General features: G+C 50.8%; 18 protein-coding genes. 1 reads left to right on the plus strand and 17 read right to left on the minus strand.

What is annotated here, in order from left to right; genetic code table 11:
- The first annotated feature begins 25 nt into the window (after nt 1-25).
- Nucleotides 26-571 carry a hypothetical protein gene (locus IEY46_RS28775; RefSeq protein ID WP_188998033.1) on the plus strand — a complete coding sequence of 182 codons (546 nt, stop codon included), beginning with the start codon at nt 26-28 and terminating at the stop codon, nt 569-571.
- A gap of 122 nt (nt 572-693) precedes the next feature.
- Here the strand turns inward: IEY46_RS28775 and argH are convergent, their stop codons facing one another.
- The 17 genes from argH to fliB form a co-directional block, all read right to left on the minus strand.
- On the minus strand, nt 694-2,109 hold the full coding sequence (gene argH / locus IEY46_RS28780) for an argininosuccinate lyase (protein ID WP_188997658.1): 1,416 nt from the start codon (nt 2,107-2,109) through the stop codon (nt 694-696).
- Between the two features lie 117 nt (nt 2,110-2,226).
- Nucleotides 2,227-3,465, minus strand: coding sequence for an argininosuccinate synthase (locus IEY46_RS28785; RefSeq protein ID WP_188997659.1), 1,239 nt, complete (start codon nt 3,463-3,465; stop codon nt 2,227-2,229).
- A 123-nt stretch (nt 3,466-3,588) separates the two neighbouring features.
- Entirely contained in the window at nt 3,589-4,545 is a 957-nt protein-coding gene (gene argF, locus IEY46_RS28790) for an ornithine carbamoyltransferase (RefSeq protein ID WP_188997661.1), read from the minus strand.
- A 31-nt stretch (nt 4,546-4,576) separates the two neighbouring features.
- Nucleotides 4,577-5,854, minus strand: a complete 1,278-nt coding sequence (gene argD / locus IEY46_RS28795) for an acetylornithine transaminase (RefSeq protein WP_188997663.1) — start codon at nt 5,852-5,854, stop codon at nt 4,577-4,579.
- Nucleotides 5,855-5,921: 67 nt separating this feature from the next.
- Complete coding sequence (gene argB, locus IEY46_RS28800) at nt 5,922-6,710, minus strand: acetylglutamate kinase (RefSeq protein WP_188997664.1); 789 nt, start codon at nt 6,708-6,710, stop codon at nt 5,922-5,924.
- Between the two features lie 23 nt (nt 6,711-6,733).
- Nucleotides 6,734-7,972, minus strand: a complete 1,239-nt coding sequence (gene argJ, locus IEY46_RS28805) for a bifunctional ornithine acetyltransferase/N-acetylglutamate synthase (RefSeq protein WP_188997666.1) — start codon at nt 7,970-7,972, stop codon at nt 6,734-6,736.
- A gap of 47 nt (nt 7,973-8,019) precedes the next feature.
- The gene (gene argC, locus IEY46_RS28810) at nt 8,020-9,069 is read right to left on the minus strand and encodes an N-acetyl-gamma-glutamyl-phosphate reductase (RefSeq protein WP_229750611.1); all 1,050 of its coding nucleotides are present in this window, start codon (nt 9,067-9,069) and stop codon (nt 8,020-8,022) included.
- 262 nt (nt 9,070-9,331) lie between these two features.
- Complete coding sequence (locus tag IEY46_RS28815; protein ID WP_188997668.1) at nt 9,332-10,252, minus strand: YitT family protein; 921 nt, start codon at nt 10,250-10,252, stop codon at nt 9,332-9,334.
- 219 nt (nt 10,253-10,471) lie between these two features.
- A protein-coding gene (prfB, locus tag IEY46_RS28825) for a peptide chain release factor 2 (protein WP_188997671.1) occupies nt 10,472-11,579 on the minus strand; the annotation gives its coding sequence in 2 pieces (ribosomal slippage) (nt 10,472-11,506 and nt 11,508-11,579; 1,107 coding nt in all).
- Nucleotides 11,580-11,634: 55 nt separating this feature from the next.
- A complete protein-coding gene (secA, locus tag IEY46_RS28830) occupies nt 11,635-14,151 on the minus strand; it encodes a preprotein translocase subunit SecA (protein ID WP_188997673.1) in 2,517 nt (838 codons plus the stop codon).
- Nucleotides 14,152-14,326: 175 nt separating this feature from the next.
- Nucleotides 14,327-14,869 (minus strand): ribosome hibernation-promoting factor, HPF/YfiA family, encoded by a 543-nt coding sequence (hpf, locus tag IEY46_RS28835; RefSeq protein WP_188997674.1) that lies wholly within the window; start codon nt 14,867-14,869, stop codon nt 14,327-14,329.
- A 254-nt stretch (nt 14,870-15,123) separates the two neighbouring features.
- On the minus strand, nt 15,124-15,321 hold the full coding sequence (locus IEY46_RS28840; RefSeq protein WP_125666700.1) for a cold shock domain-containing protein: 198 nt from the start codon (nt 15,319-15,321) through the stop codon (nt 15,124-15,126).
- 182 nt (nt 15,322-15,503) lie between these two features.
- On the minus strand, nt 15,504-15,839 hold the full coding sequence (gene fliT, locus IEY46_RS28845) for a flagellar protein FliT (RefSeq protein WP_188997676.1): 336 nt from the start codon (nt 15,837-15,839) through the stop codon (nt 15,504-15,506).
- The gene (fliS, locus tag IEY46_RS28850; protein WP_188997678.1) at nt 15,832-16,221 is read right to left on the minus strand and encodes a flagellar export chaperone FliS; all 390 of its coding nucleotides are present in this window, start codon (nt 16,219-16,221) and stop codon (nt 15,832-15,834) included. Before fliS ends, fliT begins: the two co-directional genes overlap by 8 nt.
- A gap of 17 nt (nt 16,222-16,238) precedes the next feature.
- Nucleotides 16,239-17,774 carry a flagellar filament capping protein FliD gene (fliD, locus tag IEY46_RS28855; protein WP_188997680.1) on the minus strand — a complete coding sequence of 512 codons (1,536 nt, stop codon included), beginning with the start codon at nt 17,772-17,774 and terminating at the stop codon, nt 16,239-16,241.
- 18 nt (nt 17,775-17,792) lie between these two features.
- Nucleotides 17,793-18,194 carry a flagellar protein FlaG gene (locus IEY46_RS28860; protein ID WP_188997682.1) on the minus strand — a complete coding sequence of 134 codons (402 nt, stop codon included), beginning with the start codon at nt 18,192-18,194 and terminating at the stop codon, nt 17,793-17,795.
- Nucleotides 18,195-18,359: 165 nt separating this feature from the next.
- A complete protein-coding gene (gene fliB / locus IEY46_RS28865; protein ID WP_188997684.1) occupies nt 18,360-19,607 on the minus strand; it encodes a flagellin lysine-N-methylase in 1,248 nt (415 codons plus the stop codon).
- Nucleotides 19,608-19,680 lie beyond the last annotated feature (73 nt).

Raw genomic sequence — 19,680 nt, forward strand, 5'->3', positions numbered from 1 at the left:
ATCCAGGGAGATGAAGGGACAAACAATGGAATATTTATATCATTATTACGATGAATCCACAGGTCCTTTCCGCAATCTCACCGACCTGCCCCCGACGGAAGCGGAGAATATGCTCCAGACGATTCGTCAACTGAAAAAAGGTTTTGCCAGCCAGCGCTCTATGGACTATCTGGCCATTCGGCGAAGTCTGGAATCAAAAGCAAGGGAATTATTTATCCGTAAAGGGGGCATGCCCGTTCGCAGTTGCCCCCATTACATGACGCTCGGGAAGTGTCCATGGCTTGCAGGGTGGTACCCTTCGGGACGCGTTCTCCAATATGCCCTGGCGGATTTCGATCCCGGCTCCATCAGCTTTACCTACGGGGATTTATTCCCCGCCATGAGATTCCAGGACGGAAAACCTTATCGCAATCAGGTATATACGGTGGATGAAATCTTTCTTGTCATTAACCAATTCGGAATGCCGCAGCAGTGGAATCCCCTTGGCGACCAGGGGCCGGAACGATATATAGAAGTCCAGGTTTGGGATGACAGCCCTTTAAGACTACCCGGCATTCGGAGCAGTGAGTAAACGGGGGAGACGGGTAGAGACAGTTCCGAGGAAAAATCAAATCAGATCCGCCTATAAAAAAAGCTGTCCGGATTTCACCCGCCACTAGCAGATGGATTCCGGACAGCCCTGAGGCTATATTATTAACGGCTTCGCTCGATATATTCGCTCGTCCAAGCGGCCGTCTGTGCCTGATCGCCTTCGGCGCGGGAGATCGCCTCCTCTACCTGGGAGCGAGCGGTTCCGCCATAGACATTGCGGGCATTGACGACGTTCTCGGGCTGAAGCACCTCGTAGATGCGGTCATCGAACAGCTGGGAGAATTGCTTGAATTCCGAGAGGGTCAAATCCAGCAAATATTTCTCCTGCTGAATGCAATACAGCACGGTTTTGCCGATGACCTCATGCGCCTGCCGGAACGGCAGCCCTTTGCCTACGAGGAAATCCGCTATATCCGTCGCATTGGAGAAATCCTGGTTGACGGCCTGGCGCATCCGTTCCTTGTTGACCTTCATCGTCGCAACCATCGGCGCGAACAGCTGAAGCGCCCCCTGGAGAGTGCGTACGGTGTCGAACATGCCTTCCTTATCTTCCTGCATGTCCTTGTTGTACGCCAGCGGAAGCGACTTGAGCACGGTCAGGAGACCGACCAGGTTGCCGTACACACGGCCTGTTTTGCCGCGGACAAGCTCCGGCACATCGGGATTTTTCTTCTGCGGCATAATGCTGCTCCCCGTACAGAATGCATCATCAAGCTCCACAAAATGAAACTCCGTGCTTGACCACAGAATCAGCTCTTCGCTCAAGCGCGAAAGATGCATCATGATGATCGAAGCATGGGAAAGAAATTCCAGAATAAAATCACGGTCGCTCACTGCGTCCAGACTATTTTCGTATACGCGGTCAAACTTCAGCTCGCTGGCTACAAAATGGCGGTCGATCGGGAATGTCGTTCCTGCCAGCGCACCTGCTCCGAGCGGCAGTGTGTTGATCCGCTTATAGCTGTCCTGAAGCCGCTCGATATCCCGTCCGAACATGGAAACATAAGCCATCAGATGATGGGCGAACAGAATCGGCTGTGCCCGCTGCAGATGCGTGTAGCCGGGGATAATCGTATCCAGATTGGCTTTGGCCTGCTCCGTCAACGCTCCCTGAAGCTTATGCAGCAGGTCTACGAATTCAACTACGCGCTTGCGCAGGTAAAGATGCATATCCGTTGCAACCTGGTCATTGCGGCTGCGCCCGGTGTGCAGTTTGCCGCCAACGGTGCCCACATCGTCGATCAGCGTTTTCTCGATATTCATGTGGATATCCTCGTCAGTTATCGAGAACTCGATATCATTCCGGCGGACCCGCTGCATGACGCGGTGCAGGCCGTCCTTGATTTTTTCCACATCATCCGCAGGGAGAATGCCCTGCTTGCCCAGCATGTTCACATGCGCAATGCTGCCCTGGATATCTTCCTCGACCAGCTCTTTATCAAACATGATGGATGCTGTATATTCCTCAACCAATTGGTCGGTTTTTTTGGTAAAACGCCCGCCCCACAATTTACTCACAGCTCGTACACTCCTTTATCGCATCGCCATCGGCATGCTTTCCTCTAAAACGCACGCGCAGGCCGGGCTATCCCATTGCCTGATAGCCCGACCTAAACATGACAGCTTTTTATTTGATTATTGTTTTTTGCTTTGCTCCACACCGGATGATACTTTCAGGCGCAGCGCGTTCAGACGGATAAAGCCTGTAGCATCTCCCTGGTCATAGGCCTGGGAAGGATCCGCTTCCATCGTGGCGATATCGGGATTGTACAAACTGACCGGACTTTTTACGCCCGCTCCAATAATATTGCCTTTGTACAGCTTCAGGCGGACAACGCCGCTCACATTCTTCTGGCTTTCCGTTACCAGCGCCTGCAGCGCAAGGCGCTCCGGCGCAAACCAGAAACCGGTATAGACCAGCGTCGCGTATTTGGCAATAAGCGAATCACGCAGATGCATAACCTCGCGGTCCATCGTCAAGGACTCCATCTTGCGGTGCGCCGTGAACAGAATCGATCCGCCCGGGGTCTCGTACACGCCGCGGCTCTTCATTCCGACAAAGCGGTTCTCCACCATATCGACGCGCCCGATGCCATGCTTGCCGCCAAGCTCATTAAGCTTCTCCATAACAGCAAGCGGACTCAGCTTCTCGCCGTTGATCGCAGTGCAATTGCCCGCATCAAAGGTCAGTTCAATGTATTCCGCCTGATCAGGCGCATCCTCGGGCGATACGCTCAGTACAAACATATCCTTGTTGGCATCGGCACTCGGATCAAACCAGGGATCCTCCAGCACGCCGCTCTCGAAGCTGATATGCAGCAGATTGCGGTCCATGGAATACGGCTTCGCGGCCGATGCCTGAACCGGGATATTGTGCTTCTCGGCATAGGCAATCATTTCGGCGCGGCCCGGGAACTGGTCGCGGAATTCCTCGCTGCGCCATGGCGCGATCACATTGATATCCGGCGCGAGAGCCGCTACCGTCAACTCGAAGCGAACCTGGTCATTGCCTTTACCTGTTGCGCCGTGGGCAATCGCCGTAGCGCCTTCGGCACGGGCAATGTCAACCATTCTTTTGGCGATCAGCGGGCGGGCAATCGACGTGCCCAGCAGATATTGGCCTTCATACAATGCGCCGGCCTGGAACATCGGATAAATAAAGTCCTGCGCAAACTCATCGCGCAAATCATCGATATAGACTTTGGAAGCGCCGGTAGCCAGTGCTTTAGCCTCCAGGCCGTCGAGCTCATCCTTTTGTCCGATGTCAGCCGTAAAGGCGATAATTTCAGCATCATATGTTTCTTTAAGCCATTTTAAGATAACGGACGTATCCAGACCGCCCGAATAGGCCAATACGATTTTTTCCTTTGCCATGTTGTTCGTTAACACTCCTTATAGGTGAAAAATATCGGCTGTCCGCCGCTGCTTCTGATCGCTGACAAAAGGCTATGCCGCCTGTCCTTGGCTCGCGCCATAGCCTCCTGCCGTTTGTATCGGCTACATAATGGCAGCCATGATGGCTTTCTGTGCATGAAGGCGGTTCTCCGCCTGGTCGAAAATAATGGAATGCTTGCCATCGATAATGCCTTCACTCACTTCTTCCCCACGGTGAGCAGGCAGACAGTGCATGAAGAGGAAATCCGGTTTCGCATATTTGCCCAGCTCTTCATTCACCTGATAGTCCGCAAAAGCGACTTCCCGGTCCTTCTGCTCCGCCTCAAAGCCCATGCTCGCCCATACATCGGTGTAGACGATGTCAGCATCGGCAATGGCTTCCCGGGGATCGCGGCAAATATGAATTTCCGATCCGGTCTCCGACGCATTTTCTTTCGTCACACGGATAATCTCCTCGTCCGGCTCGTAGCCCTCCGGTGTAGCGACCGACATATTCATGCCGAGTTTGGCGGCTCCCATCAGCAGGGAGTGGACCATATTGTTGCCGTCGCCAATGTAGGCGATTTTCAGACCTTCCAGACGCCCTTTATGCTCCAGCACCGTCTGATAGTCGGCCAATGCCTGACAGGGATGGGAAGCGTCGGTCAGGCCGTTGATAACGGGAATCGTCGCTCCGCGGGCCAGTTCAATGACGGTGCGGTGTGCGAAGGTACGGATCATGATTCCGTCCAGATAACGCGAAAGCACCTGCGCTGTATCCCAAATGGTCTCTCCCCGTCCGATCTGCAGATCGTTGCCGCTCAGAAACAGCGCATGTCCGCCAAGCTGGTACATGCCGACCTCGAAGGACACCCGTGTACGGGTTGAGGATTTCTCAAAAATCATCCCCAAGGTTTTGCCTTGCAGCGGATGATAAATCTTCCCCGCTTTTTGTTTGCCTTTCAGATCTATCGCCAGATCAATCAGGTAGCGTACTTCCTCCGGCTTGTAATCGGCCAAAGCCAGAAAATCGCGCCCCTTGAGATTAACCGCTAATTGTTCGTTCAATGCTTGCTGCATAACTGATGCTCCCTTCTGTTGCACTCTTGGATTATGCCGTAGCCGTATGGTCCGCAAAGATGCCAGCCAGAAGTGACACCGCCTGATCAATCTCCTCGCGGGTGACAAGCAGGTTCGGCAGCAGACGAACAACGTTCGGTCCGGCGCTCACGACGAGCAGGCCGCGTTTTTGTCCTTCCGCAATCAAGGCAGCAGCTATTGGCCCGCTGCAAACAATGCCAACCATCAGTCCTTTGCCGCGAATATCCAGAACCAGCGGGTGTCCGGCTAGCTTCTCGCGAAGCTGGGCCATCAGATAGTCGCCCATCTCGGCTGCCCGGGCGGGCACCTTGTCGCCCACGATGGTATCAATCGTCGCTTTGACCGCCGACATAGCCAGCGGAGTGCCGCCGAATGTCGAACCGTGGCTTCCTGCGCCGAAGGCTTCGATCAGATGGCCCTTAGCCAGCATCGCGCCAACCGGAAACCCGCTGCCGAGCCCCTTGGCGAGCGTAAAGATATCCGGTTCGATGCCGTAGTGCTCGAAGGAGAATAATTTTCCCGTACGGCCCATGCCGGTTTGAATTTCATCGATGATCAGCAGCAGGCCCTGCTCTTTGCAGAGCTTGGCAACATGCTGGAGAAATGCCGGCTCGACGGGTATAACGCCGCCTTCAGCCAATACTGTCTCCATCATGATTGCCGCAGTCTGATCGGTAATTGCCGCTTCCAGCGCATCAATATCGTGCAGCGGGACATAGCGGAAGCCTTCCGGCAGCGGGCCAAAGCCTTCTTTCACCTTTTCCTGTCCCGTAGCCGTCAGTGTCGCCAGCGTCCGTCCGTGGAAGGACTGGGCAAATGTGATGATCTCATAACGCCCTGTGCCGGCGACCTTCTGATGATAACGGCGGGCCAGCTTGATCGCCGCTTCGTTCGCTTCAGCCCCGGAATTGCAGAAAAACACTGCATCCGCGCTGCTGTTGTCGGTGAGCAGTTTCGCTGCATCCTCCTGATTCGGGATGTGAAACAGGTTCGACACATGCCACAGCTGATCCAACTGCTTGACTATTGCTTCCTTAATGCGCTGCGGGGCATGGCCCAGATTGGTTACGGCCAGACCGCACATAAAGTCCAGATATTTGTTGCCTTTATCATCCCAGAGCCAGCTTCCTTCGCCTTTTACAAGCGCAATGGGATATCGGGCGTAGGTTGGGAGCAGTGAGCTGTTCCCGCTCACCTGACTGCCCGCGGCAGCCTGATCCTGCTCTTTCGTTCCAATACCGCCTGCCACCGGGCTATCGGCTGCAGCTGTTTTGTTGACATCGCTCATCTTCGGTTCACCTCTCCCCTGAATGTCGGGGCGGCTTATATAACCATTCCGCCCATTTCTATAATCGCTATGATTGCACTATCCGGGTTCCGATTCCGCCTTCCAGAACCGCACGGCTCAGTACGCCCGGCTCATTGCCGCTAACAATCACAACCTCGCGCACACGCCCCTGGATGCATTGAATGGCTGCACGGACCTTGGGAATCATGCCCCCGTAGATCTCGCCGCTGGCAATCATCGCTTCAATCTCTTCAATGGTCGCAGAGGGAAGCACCCGCTTCTCGCCGTCCACAGTCTTAAGGATGCCTGGAACGTCGGTGACGACAATCATCCGTTCCACACCAAGATGCGAGGCAACCGCTCCTGCCGCGGTATCGGCATTTATGTTATAACGCTGGCCCGCATCGTCAATGCCCACAGGAGCGATGACCGGTATGTAGCCCATGTCCATAATGCCTTCAATGATGGCGGCATTGACGTTGGTAACATCGCCCACAAACCCGATCTCATCCGCATTGGCAACCGGCCTGGCCTGGATCAGCTTGCCGTCCACGCCTGACAGGCCCAGGGCCTGAGCGCCGCTCTGCTGGATTTTCCGGACAATCTCCTTATTGATCCGCCCGCTCAGCACCATCTCCACCACATCCAGCACTTCTTCGCTGGTTTTGCGCAGACCGTTTACAAATCCGCTCTCGATTCCCAGTTTATCGAGCGTTCCGGAAATCGCCGGGCCGCCGCCATGGACGATAACTGCCTTCACGCCATTCTCCTGCAGCCCGCGCAATTCGTCAAAAAAAGAGTCCGGCAGAGCCGCAAGCGTGCTTCCCCCGCATTTCATTACAAACCGCTGTTCCATATGCGCTCTTAGCTCCTTTCCCCTTACGTCCGGTAAGCCGCATTGATGCGGACATAATCATAGGTCAGATCGCAGCCCCAAGCCGTTGCAGAGCCTTCGGCCATATGCAGGTCAACATAAATAACGACCGTATCGCCTTTCAGGTATTCCAGTGCCGCTTCCTCATCGAAGGAAATCGGACGCGATTGCTCCAAGGTCACAATATCCCCCAGCCGGATATCCACCGTTTCCGGGTTCACTGGCTGCCCAGCCCGGCCGACTGCGGCAATGATGCGTCCCCAATTGGCATCTGCGCCGAAGATCGCCGACTTGACCAGAGACGATCCGATAACGGTCTTGGCGATGGCCTGAGCCGCGGCATCGGATTCCGCTCCGCGCACCTGTACCTCAACCAGCTTCGTCGCTCCTTCGCCGTCACGCGCAATCGCTTTGGCCAGCACTTCGCAGACATAACGCAGCGCAGCCGAGAAAGCTTCATAATCCGGGTGCGAGATATTCAGCTCCCGGTTATCCGCAAGGCCGCTGGCCATAGCCACTAGCATATCGTTTGTGCTGGTATCGCCATCGACCGTAATCATGTTGAAGGTCAGGTCCGTAACCTGGCGGAGCAGCGTCTGCAGCGCCTGGCTGCCGATTACCGCATCCGTCGTAACGAAACCGAGCATCGTAGCCATATTGGGATGAATCATGCCTGAGCCTTTGGAGGCGCCGGCGATATGGATGGGTTTGCCGTCAATGATGACCTGAACGCAGACTTCCTTCTTTACCAGATCCGTTGTCAGGATGGCCTGACAGAAATCATCGCCCGCCTGGCTGTTCGCAGCCAGCTTGGCCGGCAATTCTGCAATTCCGCTGCGTACGCGGTCCATCTTGAGCGTCTCGCCAATGACGCCGGTAGATGCGACGGCAACCTGCTGGGCAGGCACGCCAATGGCTTCGGCGAATTGACTGCGCATCTCGTAAGCATCGGCATCGCCTTGCTTGCCCGTGCAGGCGTTGGCGTTGCCGCTATTCACAATGACAGCGCGCAGTACGCCGCCCGCCCCGATGCTCTCGCGGGTGACCGCAATCGGCGCCGCCTGAAAAACATTCGTCGTGTACACGCCCGCCGCTGCTGCAGGCACCTCGCAGACAATGGCACCTAGATCATGGCGCGTTGTTTTTTTGAGGCCGCAATGAAGACCTCCCGCTTTAAAACCCTTGGGGGTTGTAATCGATCCTTCCGGCACCACCGTGTAGGCAGCTGTATTCCCCTGTCCCATGATCAAATCGTGTCTCCTTCGTCAGGTTGAATAAAGTGAATAATTGCTTACGGATAAACAGGAACAAACTGCAGACCGAGCGTTTCCTCCCAGCCCATCATTAAATTCAGGTTTTGAATCGCTTGCCCCGCAGCACCCTTGACCAGATTATCAATGACCGACACGATCGTCACGCGCCCCGTCCGTTCATCAACGGCAAAGCCGATGTCGCAATAGTTGGAGCCCCATACTTCCTTGGTAGCGGGCCAGATACCGGGTTCTCGGACACGCACAAAGGACCGTCCCTCATAAAAGCTGCGGTACAACGCTACAAATTCCTCCGTGCTCCGCCCGTCCTTGACCGATGCATACATGGTGCTCATGATCCCTCTTGTCATCGGCACCTGATGTGTCGTAAAGGTGGTTATGACAGGGAAGCCGGCCTCCTCAGAGAGCACCTGCTCAATCTCCGGAATATGCTGATGCTGATTCAATTTATAAGCTTTCAAGTTCTCATTAAGCTCGGAATAATGCGTACCCAGGCTTGCCCCGCGACCCGCACCGGACACGCCGGATTTGGCATCGATAATGATGCTTGCCGGATCGATGTAACCCGCTTTGACAGCGGGAATCAGACCAAGCAGCGTGGCAGTGGGATAACAGCCGGGATTGGAAATCAGGGCCTGATCACGAACCGCCTCGCCGTAGACTTCCGCCAAACCGTAGACGGCACGGTCGAGATAGCTCTGCTCTGCCGGCGTTTTTTTGTACCAGGTCTCATAGGCCTGAGGAGATTTCAAACGATGATCCCCGGAAATATCTATGACTTTAAGGCCTGCTTCCAGCAGCGATGGCGTAAGCTTGGCTGCAATTCCCGAAGGTGTAGCTATAAATACAACATCCGCTTTGCTTTTGATGAGCATTGGATCCACATCATCCAGCAAATCGGTGCAAATTTCCGTTAAATGGGGATAACCCTCGGCGATCGGCGATCCTGCGCTTGAAGAGGAAACAACCGATGTTACCTCTGCCAGCGGGTGGCTGGCGAGCAGCCGGATCAGCTCTACGCCCCCGTAGCCGGTTGAACCGATAATGGCTATTTTCAGTTTTGAACTCATGCATATCCTCTCCCATCCGCTTTACTTCCTAACTATCCATTTTACACGAAGCGGGGGACAGAGGAAATAGCCAGGTTTCTGTATTATTATACATTCATATTAATAATAATTCAATAACTGGTTGCCGGATTTTTTTTGGCTGAATCCATTTCATAATTCCATATTCAGCTTACTTTTTCACAATATGTTGTTGTATGAATCCAACTAAACGGCATGTCGTGTAATTGAAGTGATTTGCCTTAATTATGAAATTGATTCGCTTCTATGGCAGTTTAAAGCCTTCCCCCAGCACTTCCGCCGTATCGCTGATAATGACAAACGCCTTCTGATCCGCCGCCTTAACAAGCTGCTTCAGCTTGGATACTTCGCCCCTCCCCACGACTACCATCAGCACGGACCGCTCGTCCCCGGTAAATCCGCCCCGGCCGTCAAGCCTTGTCAAACCGCGGTCCAAATCATAGAGCACCACCCGGGTAATGGCATCGGGAAATTCCGTAACAATGAAAGCTACCTTCGAGATGGCAAGTCCCGTCTGTACAAAATCGATGGTTTTGCTTGTCGCATACAGCCCGACTAAAGCATACAGCGCATTCTCGGGGGCGATCAACAGGCCTGCGGCGGCAATGACCAGCCCATCGAAGCATGCGACGGCGAGCCCCAGCCGGATGCCCGTATAGCGATGAAGCAGTTGTGCCGCCAGATCAAGGCCGCCCGTAGAACCGCGACCGCGAAACACAAGCCCCAGTCCTGCGCCGACGCCGATGCCGCCATAGATCGCCGCCAGCAGCGCATTATCCGTAGGCGCCGACCAGTGTGACGTGAGAAGGACCAGCAGCGGCAGAACGAATGAGCCCAGTGCGCTCTTCATGGCAAAACGTCCGCCAAGCAGCCACAAGCCCAGCAGAAACAGCGGGACATTAATGGCCCACTGCGTATAAGCGGGAGGGAATCCCGTCGCCCGTTGGACCAGAATCGAAATCCCCGATACCCCGCCCGAAGCAATGCCCAGAGGAACAAGAAAAAGGTTGAAGCTTGCTGCAATTAAAAAAGAACCCGCCAAAAGCAGTGCCACGCTCATCATCGCTTGCGCATAACTGCTGCGGCGGTCCGGTTCTCTTCTTCGCTTGTTGCGTTTTAAGTAAACGGCACCGTTACTATTAATCCGCTGCTGCTCATCGCTCATAACGTCACTTCTTTCATCAAGAATGCGATCCACCCTCCATCATATGGCTGGTATGGATTCCTTTCCTGTGTGATCAGAGGAGCCGCTGCCAAAGTCTTGACCTTCGCTTCCGGCCACTTTTCAAACCGATGCTTCATCCCATAACAAAAAAAGAGCTCCCACACCTTAACAGTGTAGGAACTCTTGACCTTGCCTATGCATGCATCTGTATATTGCCGTCTATTCGTGTCGAATCTGGCTTCGCAGATAACCGTCGATAAAGATATCGAGGTCACCGTCCATAACGGCCCCTACGTTTCCTGTTTCCACAGCGGTCCGATGATCCTTGACCATGCTATAGGGGTGGAATACATAGGAGCGGATTTGGCTGCCCCAGCCGATCTCCGACTGCTCGCCGCGAATTTCCGCCAAATGCTTCTTCTGCTCTTCAATCTTGCGCTCATAGAGCTTGGAGCGAAGCATCTGCATGGCCCGTTCACGGTTTTGAATCTGGGAGCGCTGGGTTTGGCAGGATACAACAATGCCGCTTGGAACATGCGTGATGCGGATGGCCGATTCCGTTTTGTTGATATGCTGCCCGCCGGCGCCGCTGGCTCGATACGTATCGACCTTTAGATCCTCCGAGCGGATATCAATCTCAATGGTATCGTCGATCTCCGGCATAATGTCGCATGATGCGAATGAGGTGTGCCGGCGGCCAGAAGCGTCAAAAGGCGAGATGCGCACGAGACGGTGAACCCCTTTCTCCGCCTTTAAATATCCGTAGGCATTATATCCTTTAATGGATATCGTCACACTCTTGATCCCCGCTTCATCGCCAGCCAGATAATCAAGCACCTCGACCTTGAAACCATGCTTTTCCGCCCAGCGGGTATACATCCGGTAGAGCATTTGCCCCCAATCCTGCGATTCGGTGCCGCCCGCTCCCGGGTGCAGCTCCAGGATGGCATTCAGCTTGTCGTAAGGCTCGCTGAGCAGCAGCTGCAGTTCGAAATCGCTGACCTTCTTCACAAGTTCGGCTACGCTTTTCGCAAGATCGGCTTCCAGGGATTCGTCCCCTTCCTCCTCAGCAAGCTCCAGCATGGTTTCCAGATCCTCATGCTCGTTGTTCATCTGATTGTAGTCGTCGACGACCGACTTCACGGCGTTCAGCTCCGCAATGGTGCCCTGCGCCCGGTCATTATCGTCCCAGAAATCAGGTGCCGTCATCTTCTCTTCGAAATTGGCGATCATCTCTTGCTTAATATCTAAGTCAAAGAGACCCCCTTAGTTCCTGGAGTCGCTTCGCCATTTCACGCATATCTTGTTTCACAGTAATATCTATCATGTTACGCCCTCACCTCATCTTGTAGTTCTGCCTGGTATCTTGCTTCTGACTCGTATTAGCCCTGTTGGCCATGACATTGCTTGTATTTTTTGCCGCTGCCGCAAGGACATGGATCATTGCGCCCTACGCGCTCATCCTTCTTGACTGGACGCTTCTCCTTCGGCTCGCTGCTGCCTCCGGTTTCCGTCTGCCCCTTGGCGACTTCCTGACGCTCCAGGTTGCTTTCGACCTGGGCCTTCATAATATATTTGGTTACTTCTTCCTGGATATTATCGATCATTTCCTTGAACATTTCAAAGCCTTCGAATTGATATTCGCGCAGCGGATCCGTCCCGCCATAAGCACGCAGGTGAATCCCTTGACGCAGCTGGTCCATCGCATCGATATGATCCATCCATTTGCTGTCGACGGCCCGCAGCACAACAACCTTCTCGAATTCCCGCATCGTCTCGGGGCCGATTTCTTCTTCGCGCTGATTGTACAGATCATTGACTTTCCCATTCAGGAATTCCACGATCTCTTCTTTCTCTTTGCCCCACAAATCGTCCTTGGTGATCATGCCTTCATGCAGGAATGTACCCTGTGCATAATCGACGATCTCCTGCAGCCCCCAGTCCTCCGGAACCTCATCACTTGGGCAATGCGCTTCAACAATCCGGTCGATAACCGGCGTGATCATCTCTTGCACGATCTGACGGATATTCTCCGAATAGAGCACCTCGCGGCGCTGCTTGTAGATGATTTCACGCTGCTGGTTCATAACATCATCATATTGGAGTACGATCTTCCGCGTGTCAAAGTTGCTGCCTTCCACACGTTTTTGAGCGGATTCAATCGCCCGAGAAATCAGACGGCTCTCGATCGGCTGATCCTCCTCGAATCCCAAACGCTCCATCATGCTCATTATATTGTCCGCACCGAAACGGCGCATCAACTCGTCTTCAAGGGACAAATAGAACTGGGATGAGCCCGGATCTCCTTGACGGCCGGCACGACCGCGCAGCTGATTGTCGATCCGACGGCTTTCATGGCGCTCCGTACCCATAATATGAAGTCCGCCAATACCGGCAACCTCGTCGCCCAGCAAAATATCCGTACCCCGCCCAGCCATATTCGTGGCAATGGTGACCGCTCCGGACTGGCCGGCGCGTGAAATAATTTCCGCTTCCTCGGCATGATACTTGGCGTTGAGCACCTTATGGGCGACTCCGCGGCGCTTGAGCAGCTCCGAAAGCTTCTCCGAGTTCTCAATCGAGACGGTACCCACAAGCACAGGCTGGTTCTTGCTATGCCGCTGTACAATTTCTTCTACGACCGCTTTAAACTTCCCGTTCTCCGTTTTGTAGACGACATCGGCGATATCTTCCCGGATCATGGTACGGTTTGTCGGAACCTGGATTACATCCAGTCCATAGATTTTCTTAAACTCTTCTTCCTCTGTCTTCGCCGTACCGGTCATCCCGGCCAGCTTGCGGTACATCCGGAAATAGTTCTGGAAGGTAATGGTGGCAAGGGTCATGCTTTCGTTCTGAACCTTGATCTGCTCCTTGGCTTCGATCGCCTGGTGCAGACCATCGCTGTAGCGGCGACCGGCCATAAGACGTCCGGTAAACTCGTCGACGATAATGACCTCTTCGTCCTGTACGATATAATCGACATCTCGCTTCATAATGGCATGCGCTTTAAGCGCCTGCTGGATGTGGTGATAAAGCAGCACGTTGGCATGGTCAAACAGGTTCTCGATGCCAAAAGCACGCTCCGTTTTCTCGACACCCGACTCGGACAACGTGACCGATCGGAGCTTGACATCAATCGTATAATCTTCTTCGTCTTTAAGACGGCTCACAAAACGGTCGGCAGTAAAATAAAGCTCTGTCGACTTCGCAGCCTGTCCGGAAATAATAAGCGGCGTCCTCGCTTCATCGACGAGAATGGAATCGACTTCGTCAATGACGGCAAAATAAAGCGGACGCTGCACCATTTGTTCCTTATACAGCACCATATTGTCCCGCAAGTAATCGAAACCAAATTCATTATTCGTCCCGTAGGTGATATCGCAAGCGTAGGCCGCTTGTTTCTCGTCATGGGTCAAACCATGCATATTGCACCCTACAGTAAGACCGAGGAAATTATACAGCTGGCCCATCTGCTCGCTGTCACGCTGAGCCAGGTAATCATTGACCGTTACGACATGAACGCCTTTATCGAGGAGAGCATTCAAGTAGACAGGGAGCGTCGCAACAAGCGTTTTACCTTCCCCTGTTTTCATTTCGGCTATTTTGCCGTCATGCAATACCATTCCCCCGATAAGCTGCACATCATAATGGCGTTTATCGAACACGCGCACGGAAGCCTCGCGTACAACTGCAAATGCTTCCGGAAGCAGGTCGATCAGCTCATCGCCGCCTTCAGCCAGACGGATTTTGAACTCCGTCGTTTTACCGCGAAGATCCTCGTCAGATAATTTTGATATTTTTGGTTCCAATTCATTTATTTGCTCAACAGTTCGCATGAGACGCTTAACTTCCCGTTCGTTTGCATCTCCGAATATTTTCTTCACAAGTCCGAGCATGGTCTTCCCCTTTCGTGGTTACGCCTAATGCATAAATTGTATCAGTTTGCGGCACATCCCGCAATGCAAGTATGGCGCTAACGACATTTTCCGCCAGAGGTTATTTCTTGTATTCTAAAAGGGCAGAGCTCCCTTTAGGAAGCCTGCCCTTGATTATTATCAAATTATGGAATGATCATGATTGCTCAAGCAAGCCGTATTTCCCGTCATCTCTCTTATAGACGACATTAACTTCCTTGGTATCGGCGTTTGAGAACATAAAGAACGAATGGCCGACCATATTCATCTGGAGAATCGCTTCCTCCACATCCATCGGCTTCAACAGGAAGCGCTTGGTGCGGACAAGTTCATAATCATCCTCTTCCTCTTGCACCTTGACGGCTGAAGTCTCATCCTTGAACAAGGTTTTGATCCCGCTGTCCTGCCGAAATTTCCGGTTGATTCTTGTTTTATGTTTACGAATTTGCCGTTCCAGTTTGTCCACCACAACATCAATTGAGGCGTACATGTCATCGCTCTTTTCTTCGGCGCGGAGAAAAGCATGGGTTAGAGGAATCGTTACCTCAACTGCGTGTTTTCCCTTTGTGACGGACATCGTCACGGTTGATTCGGAGATGGGCTCTTCAAAATACCTATCCAGGCGACTAAGCTTCTTCTCGACATAATCACGCATAGCGTCTGTCACTTGAATGTGCTGACCGCGAACATTGTATTTCATGGGCACTCCTCCTTTACATGTTCTTATTATACCATACCCACATAGGCAATCTCAAAAGCATTTAATTGTTTTTTCTGAATTTTTTGAATATTTTAGACAAACTTAATAATAATATTTCGCAGGATTGCAGTTATTGGAAAATGCTATAAAATCAAGTAAAAATCCATACAAAAAGCCCCGGTTTCCCGGGGCACTGTTTGCATTCTTGGTTAAGCGTGAACCATATATGGCACGGCCGCTTAACAGCCGGATGATTACAGTTTATTTACGTTTGCAGCTTGCGGTCCGCGAGCGCCTTCCACGATATCGAATTCGACCGATTGGCCTTCTTCCAGCGTCTTGAAACCTTCGGATTGAATTGCGGAGAAGTGAACAAATACGTCGCCGCCTTGCTCAGTCTCGATAAATCCGTAACCCTTCTCAGCGTTAAACCATTTCACTTTACCTTGCATTCAGAACATTCCCTTCATCTTCAAATAGCTGCGAGATCACGGAAGTTGTGGCCCGCAAATCGACTATACCATCGTTGTCACATTATTGTCAACGAATTTTTGTAAGCGAATACATTCTTTATTTGCCGCCGCTAATCGGTATTCTGCCTATGCTAGCAAAAAAGGAAATCACGAATAGATCGTCATTTCCTTTTATCCATTAATATGCTGTCCGGGCTATAGGCCGCTTCATATACATTGCGCTGAATCTTGGCTTGCCCGCGCTGCTGAAGCCAATCTCCCGCTTCGGATTTCAACATCTGCATCCGGCCTAGAATAACGGCGTCATGACTCAGCACGTTCCGCAGCCTTTCCAGCTCTTCTGCTGTCAACGGGCTTTCGGCTGCCATAAGCCTAATCTCATCAACCAGCACCTGACGCTGATCCACAAAATTCGACAATTCTTCATAGCTAGCCCGATTGAGCTGACTCATCATATGTTGAGTCAGCTCTTCCAGGCCAGAAATCGTCTTATTCATATTTCCCCTCTGAACTCGGCACCAGCTTGGCCGCTTGCGCCCAGGTTTCGCGCAGATCCGTCAGGTAGCCCAAGGCTTCTTCAGCAGGCTCCATCGCTTTTTTAACATTGGCTTCAATAAGAAGATGATTCACATATTCATATATAGCGGCAAGTCCCTTGGAAACCTCATAGGACGAATCCAGCGTGGACATTAATTCACTGACAATCGTCTGCGCTTTACCAAGATTCAGATTGGATTTCTGGACATCATGCTGTTTTAAACCGTCCATACCGGCACGAACATTACGAATGGCACCATCGAACAGCATCAGAAGCAGCTGTGCCGGAGTCGAAGTTTGAACGGATGACTGGCGGTATTTCTCATACGGTGATGTAATCATGTCCTTCACCCTTTACGCTAAGATTGATTAGAAGACATACCCAAACTGCTAAGCAAACTGGAGGACTGAGCATTGTATTTGTTCATCGCTGTTTCCATGGCTGTAAACTGTCTATAATAACGAGCCTCCATATCGGTCAGCCGGTTCTGCGTCGCCAGGATCCGCTTATTGTAGTCTTTGAGCATTCTTCCCATGGAACTCTCTTCTTTGTATAAACTATTCAAGCTGCCGTCGTATTTGGTTGTACCCGCTTTGTCTGCGAAGCTTGTCATGGTAACATCCATCACATCCCGAAGCTTATCCATTATCCCGGTATTTGATGCCGAAGCGGGCCCTTGGAACAAGTCCATGATGGCTTGCGGATCATTCTCCAGAGCCGTCTTCAACTTGGTTTCATCCAAATAAAGCTTTCCGTTCTCATAATATTGGCCTGTTGTTATTCCGATCGCACCCAATTGTCCCAACTTGTTAGCAATTTCCATGCGCATGTTGTTGATCGTTGATTTAACAATCTGATCATTCTTAAGCATACCGCTTTTTGCCTTTTCTTCCCAAAGCTTGATGTCATTTTCCGTCATATTGCTCTTCTGCTCATCCGTCAGAGGCTGAAAATCTTTATAACGTTCTTCGCTGATTTTACTGTTCAAGGTGCCCAGCAGGTCGTTATAATCGTTAATGAAGGACTTAATCGTCTCCAGCGCTTTGGTTGAATCGGTTTGCGTCGAGATTTTTGCCGGTTTGTCATCTGACAGGTAATTGGGATTCGTGCTGTCTGTCATTGATGTCGTGGTTGCCAGTAAGGTAATTTGAACACCGTTGACGGTAATAATATTGCTGTCAAATTTCAAGTTGTCCTGATCATTAATTTTCACTTTCGCTTGTTTTCCGGTTTCAATGGATTGACTTACCCCTTTGAACAAGTCAAACAGCGTACTGTTCTTATTGTTAGCAGCATCATCCGTGATTTTCAACTCAGCCTCAGACCCGAACTCCTTCGATAGAATGGTTAACTTTCCTGTCAATTCATCGAATTTAGCGGTGGCTTTAGCATCAGGATCGGCATTTATTTTGTTAATCACTTCCGAAATCGATAGCGTTTTATCAAAGGAGAAGTTTACATTATTAATGCGTAATGCATAGGTATCTCTTATGGGCGCTGCGCTGTCTAATTTTGTTTGAAGTTCAGCCAAAGTAGCGCTGCTTTTCAGCCCATACCCTGCTCCTGTTGTTTCAATACTCGCCTGGGTTGCCAGCTGCTTGACGGTTACCGTCATCGGAATAGGGTTAGCGTTCGCATTCGCTACGACTTTAATCGCATCCGTATTTCCCGTAACCGTAGATTTGTAACTGTTCATGCCGGAGGCAAGGCCATAGTTTTTGAAAATCGTGTTGCTTAGTGTGAAAACCTTGCTGTTGAGCTCTCTATAGCTATCACGCTGCCACTGGAGCACTTGCTTCTGCTGTGTGAGTTTATCCAAGGGCACACGCTGTGCCGTCATCATGGATTTAACCATCGAATCAATATCCATACCCGAAAATCCGTTAATACGCATTATCGCTCTCCGCCTTTCTTACACCTTCTCGTCTATTAATATACCTGCAATTTCCATCATTTTAGCTACCAAATCCATGGTTTTCTCAGGAGGTACCTCACGGATCAGCTCGCCTGTGTCTTTATTTAGAACCTTGACCATGATCGTATGTGTTTTCTCATGGATACTGATATCCAGTGTAGTCTGTGGCCCTTGAAGGAGTTTAACCGCGCGATCAATCGCCTTGATCAAATGTTCTTCTCCAACGGAAACGGTGACGCCCTTCTTTCCCAGTTGAAGCAATTCTTTGGTTGTCTTGATTGATGCGGTATCGAGCTGAGTCGACGATTTTGAGTTTGATGCCTCCGCAGGAAGTGACTGATCCACAGGCTGTCTGACCGGAGATGACGTACTTGCATTCAGTGAAAATTGTACATTCATCTAGAATATAACCCCCAACAACTTATTTATCTTTTATATCGGCTATTCTCGCCTCTCCGCTTAGTATTTATGGAAAATATATATATAAAAAGCCCTAGGAGAACTCCTAAGGCCTAACAAAATGTGAATGAAAGGGATTTTTGTTCATGAATCATGCAGCTTTGTTTAATTCTTTATTAAAATCGCCATATAAGCCATGGTCGTAAACTCGTTAACATTTAATAATTTGAATACTTTGCGCAAAAACTCTTTGTTATGCTCGACTATTTTTGCGAAGGATTGTATCAGCTTGATAACCAGCTCTGTTGATAGACCCTTATGGTAACCAGACATACCAATCAGATGTAATTTAATCATGGAGTAATGGACAATCATCATGACGTAATCATCGAAAATTGTTTTTTGTCCCAAAGGGAACAGATTCTTGAATACATGGTTTACAAGATAGTTTTCCAGAATATATTCATGTTCCTTCATAAAAGGCTCATAATAGTCGTCGAAAGCGATTTTGTAACGCTCCGTGATCTCTTCAACTGTCGCTTCAGCCGTATATTGTATTCCAGCTAAAGTCTCTTGCAGGCATTCCATATATCTGTTGTTTCTGATTCCATGTCCAAAACGAAAATCCATTAATTCTTTACACAATTCCATTTGAATGGCAAGGTTCGTAGGAATGTCCAGCAGAGAATCTCTCAATCCCTCATCACTCATTAATTGGGTATACGAAGCAATTAAATCAGGGATTTGATGAACCTTCTCCTGTTCGATGTATGTCTGTACCTTCTGGTAAAACATTCCCAAGAGAATCAGCCGCTCCGATAGGGAATAGATGCGATTTTGGAGGACTTGAATGGTAAAGATACGCAAGTCCCACAGATACCTGTCTGGCTTATTATTAACCTTGTGATCATCTGTTTGCATTTCCTGACTGACGAATCCTCTTGTGCTCGTTGGTTCTTGTGTTTGCTCAAATACAATCCCGTTCGGATTCAGTAGAGCTAAGCGCGCAGCTTCAGGGCATGACATGGTTGCGGACTTCTCAATCATTCCATTAACACGATTAATCGCACGAGGGTAGATGCTGCAGGTGTTCGATAAATAATCTTCCCCAAGCGTTAATTGCACCTTACAAAGATTATCCTCCGTCAAAAGCGAGCATCTTCCCGTATTATCCATTTTTATTTTGGCGTAATTTACAGAAGAGGCTTGCGACCGTTGTCTTGTTACATTCTTATCGAGCAGCGGCTTTAGTTCCAAATCCCGCGTTCTTTGATATTTCTTATAGGTGTCTTGATCCACATTCACTCTCCAGCCCGCGCAGCAGGAATCCTCACACGCCGATCCAATACAAGCAAACTCTTGCATATAGGCTGGAACTAGAATCGGTCTGGTTTTAACTAGCTTGAGGGTCATATCCATTCTCCTTTTCGGCTTACCAATTAAAATAGATATCCTCATTAATGAAGATATCTATTTTAATTGGCAA

It is taken from the genome of Paenibacillus nasutitermitis (assembly GCF_014641075.1).
Lineage (GTDB): Bacteria > Bacillota > Bacilli > Paenibacillales > Paenibacillaceae > Paenibacillus_Z > Paenibacillus_Z nasutitermitis.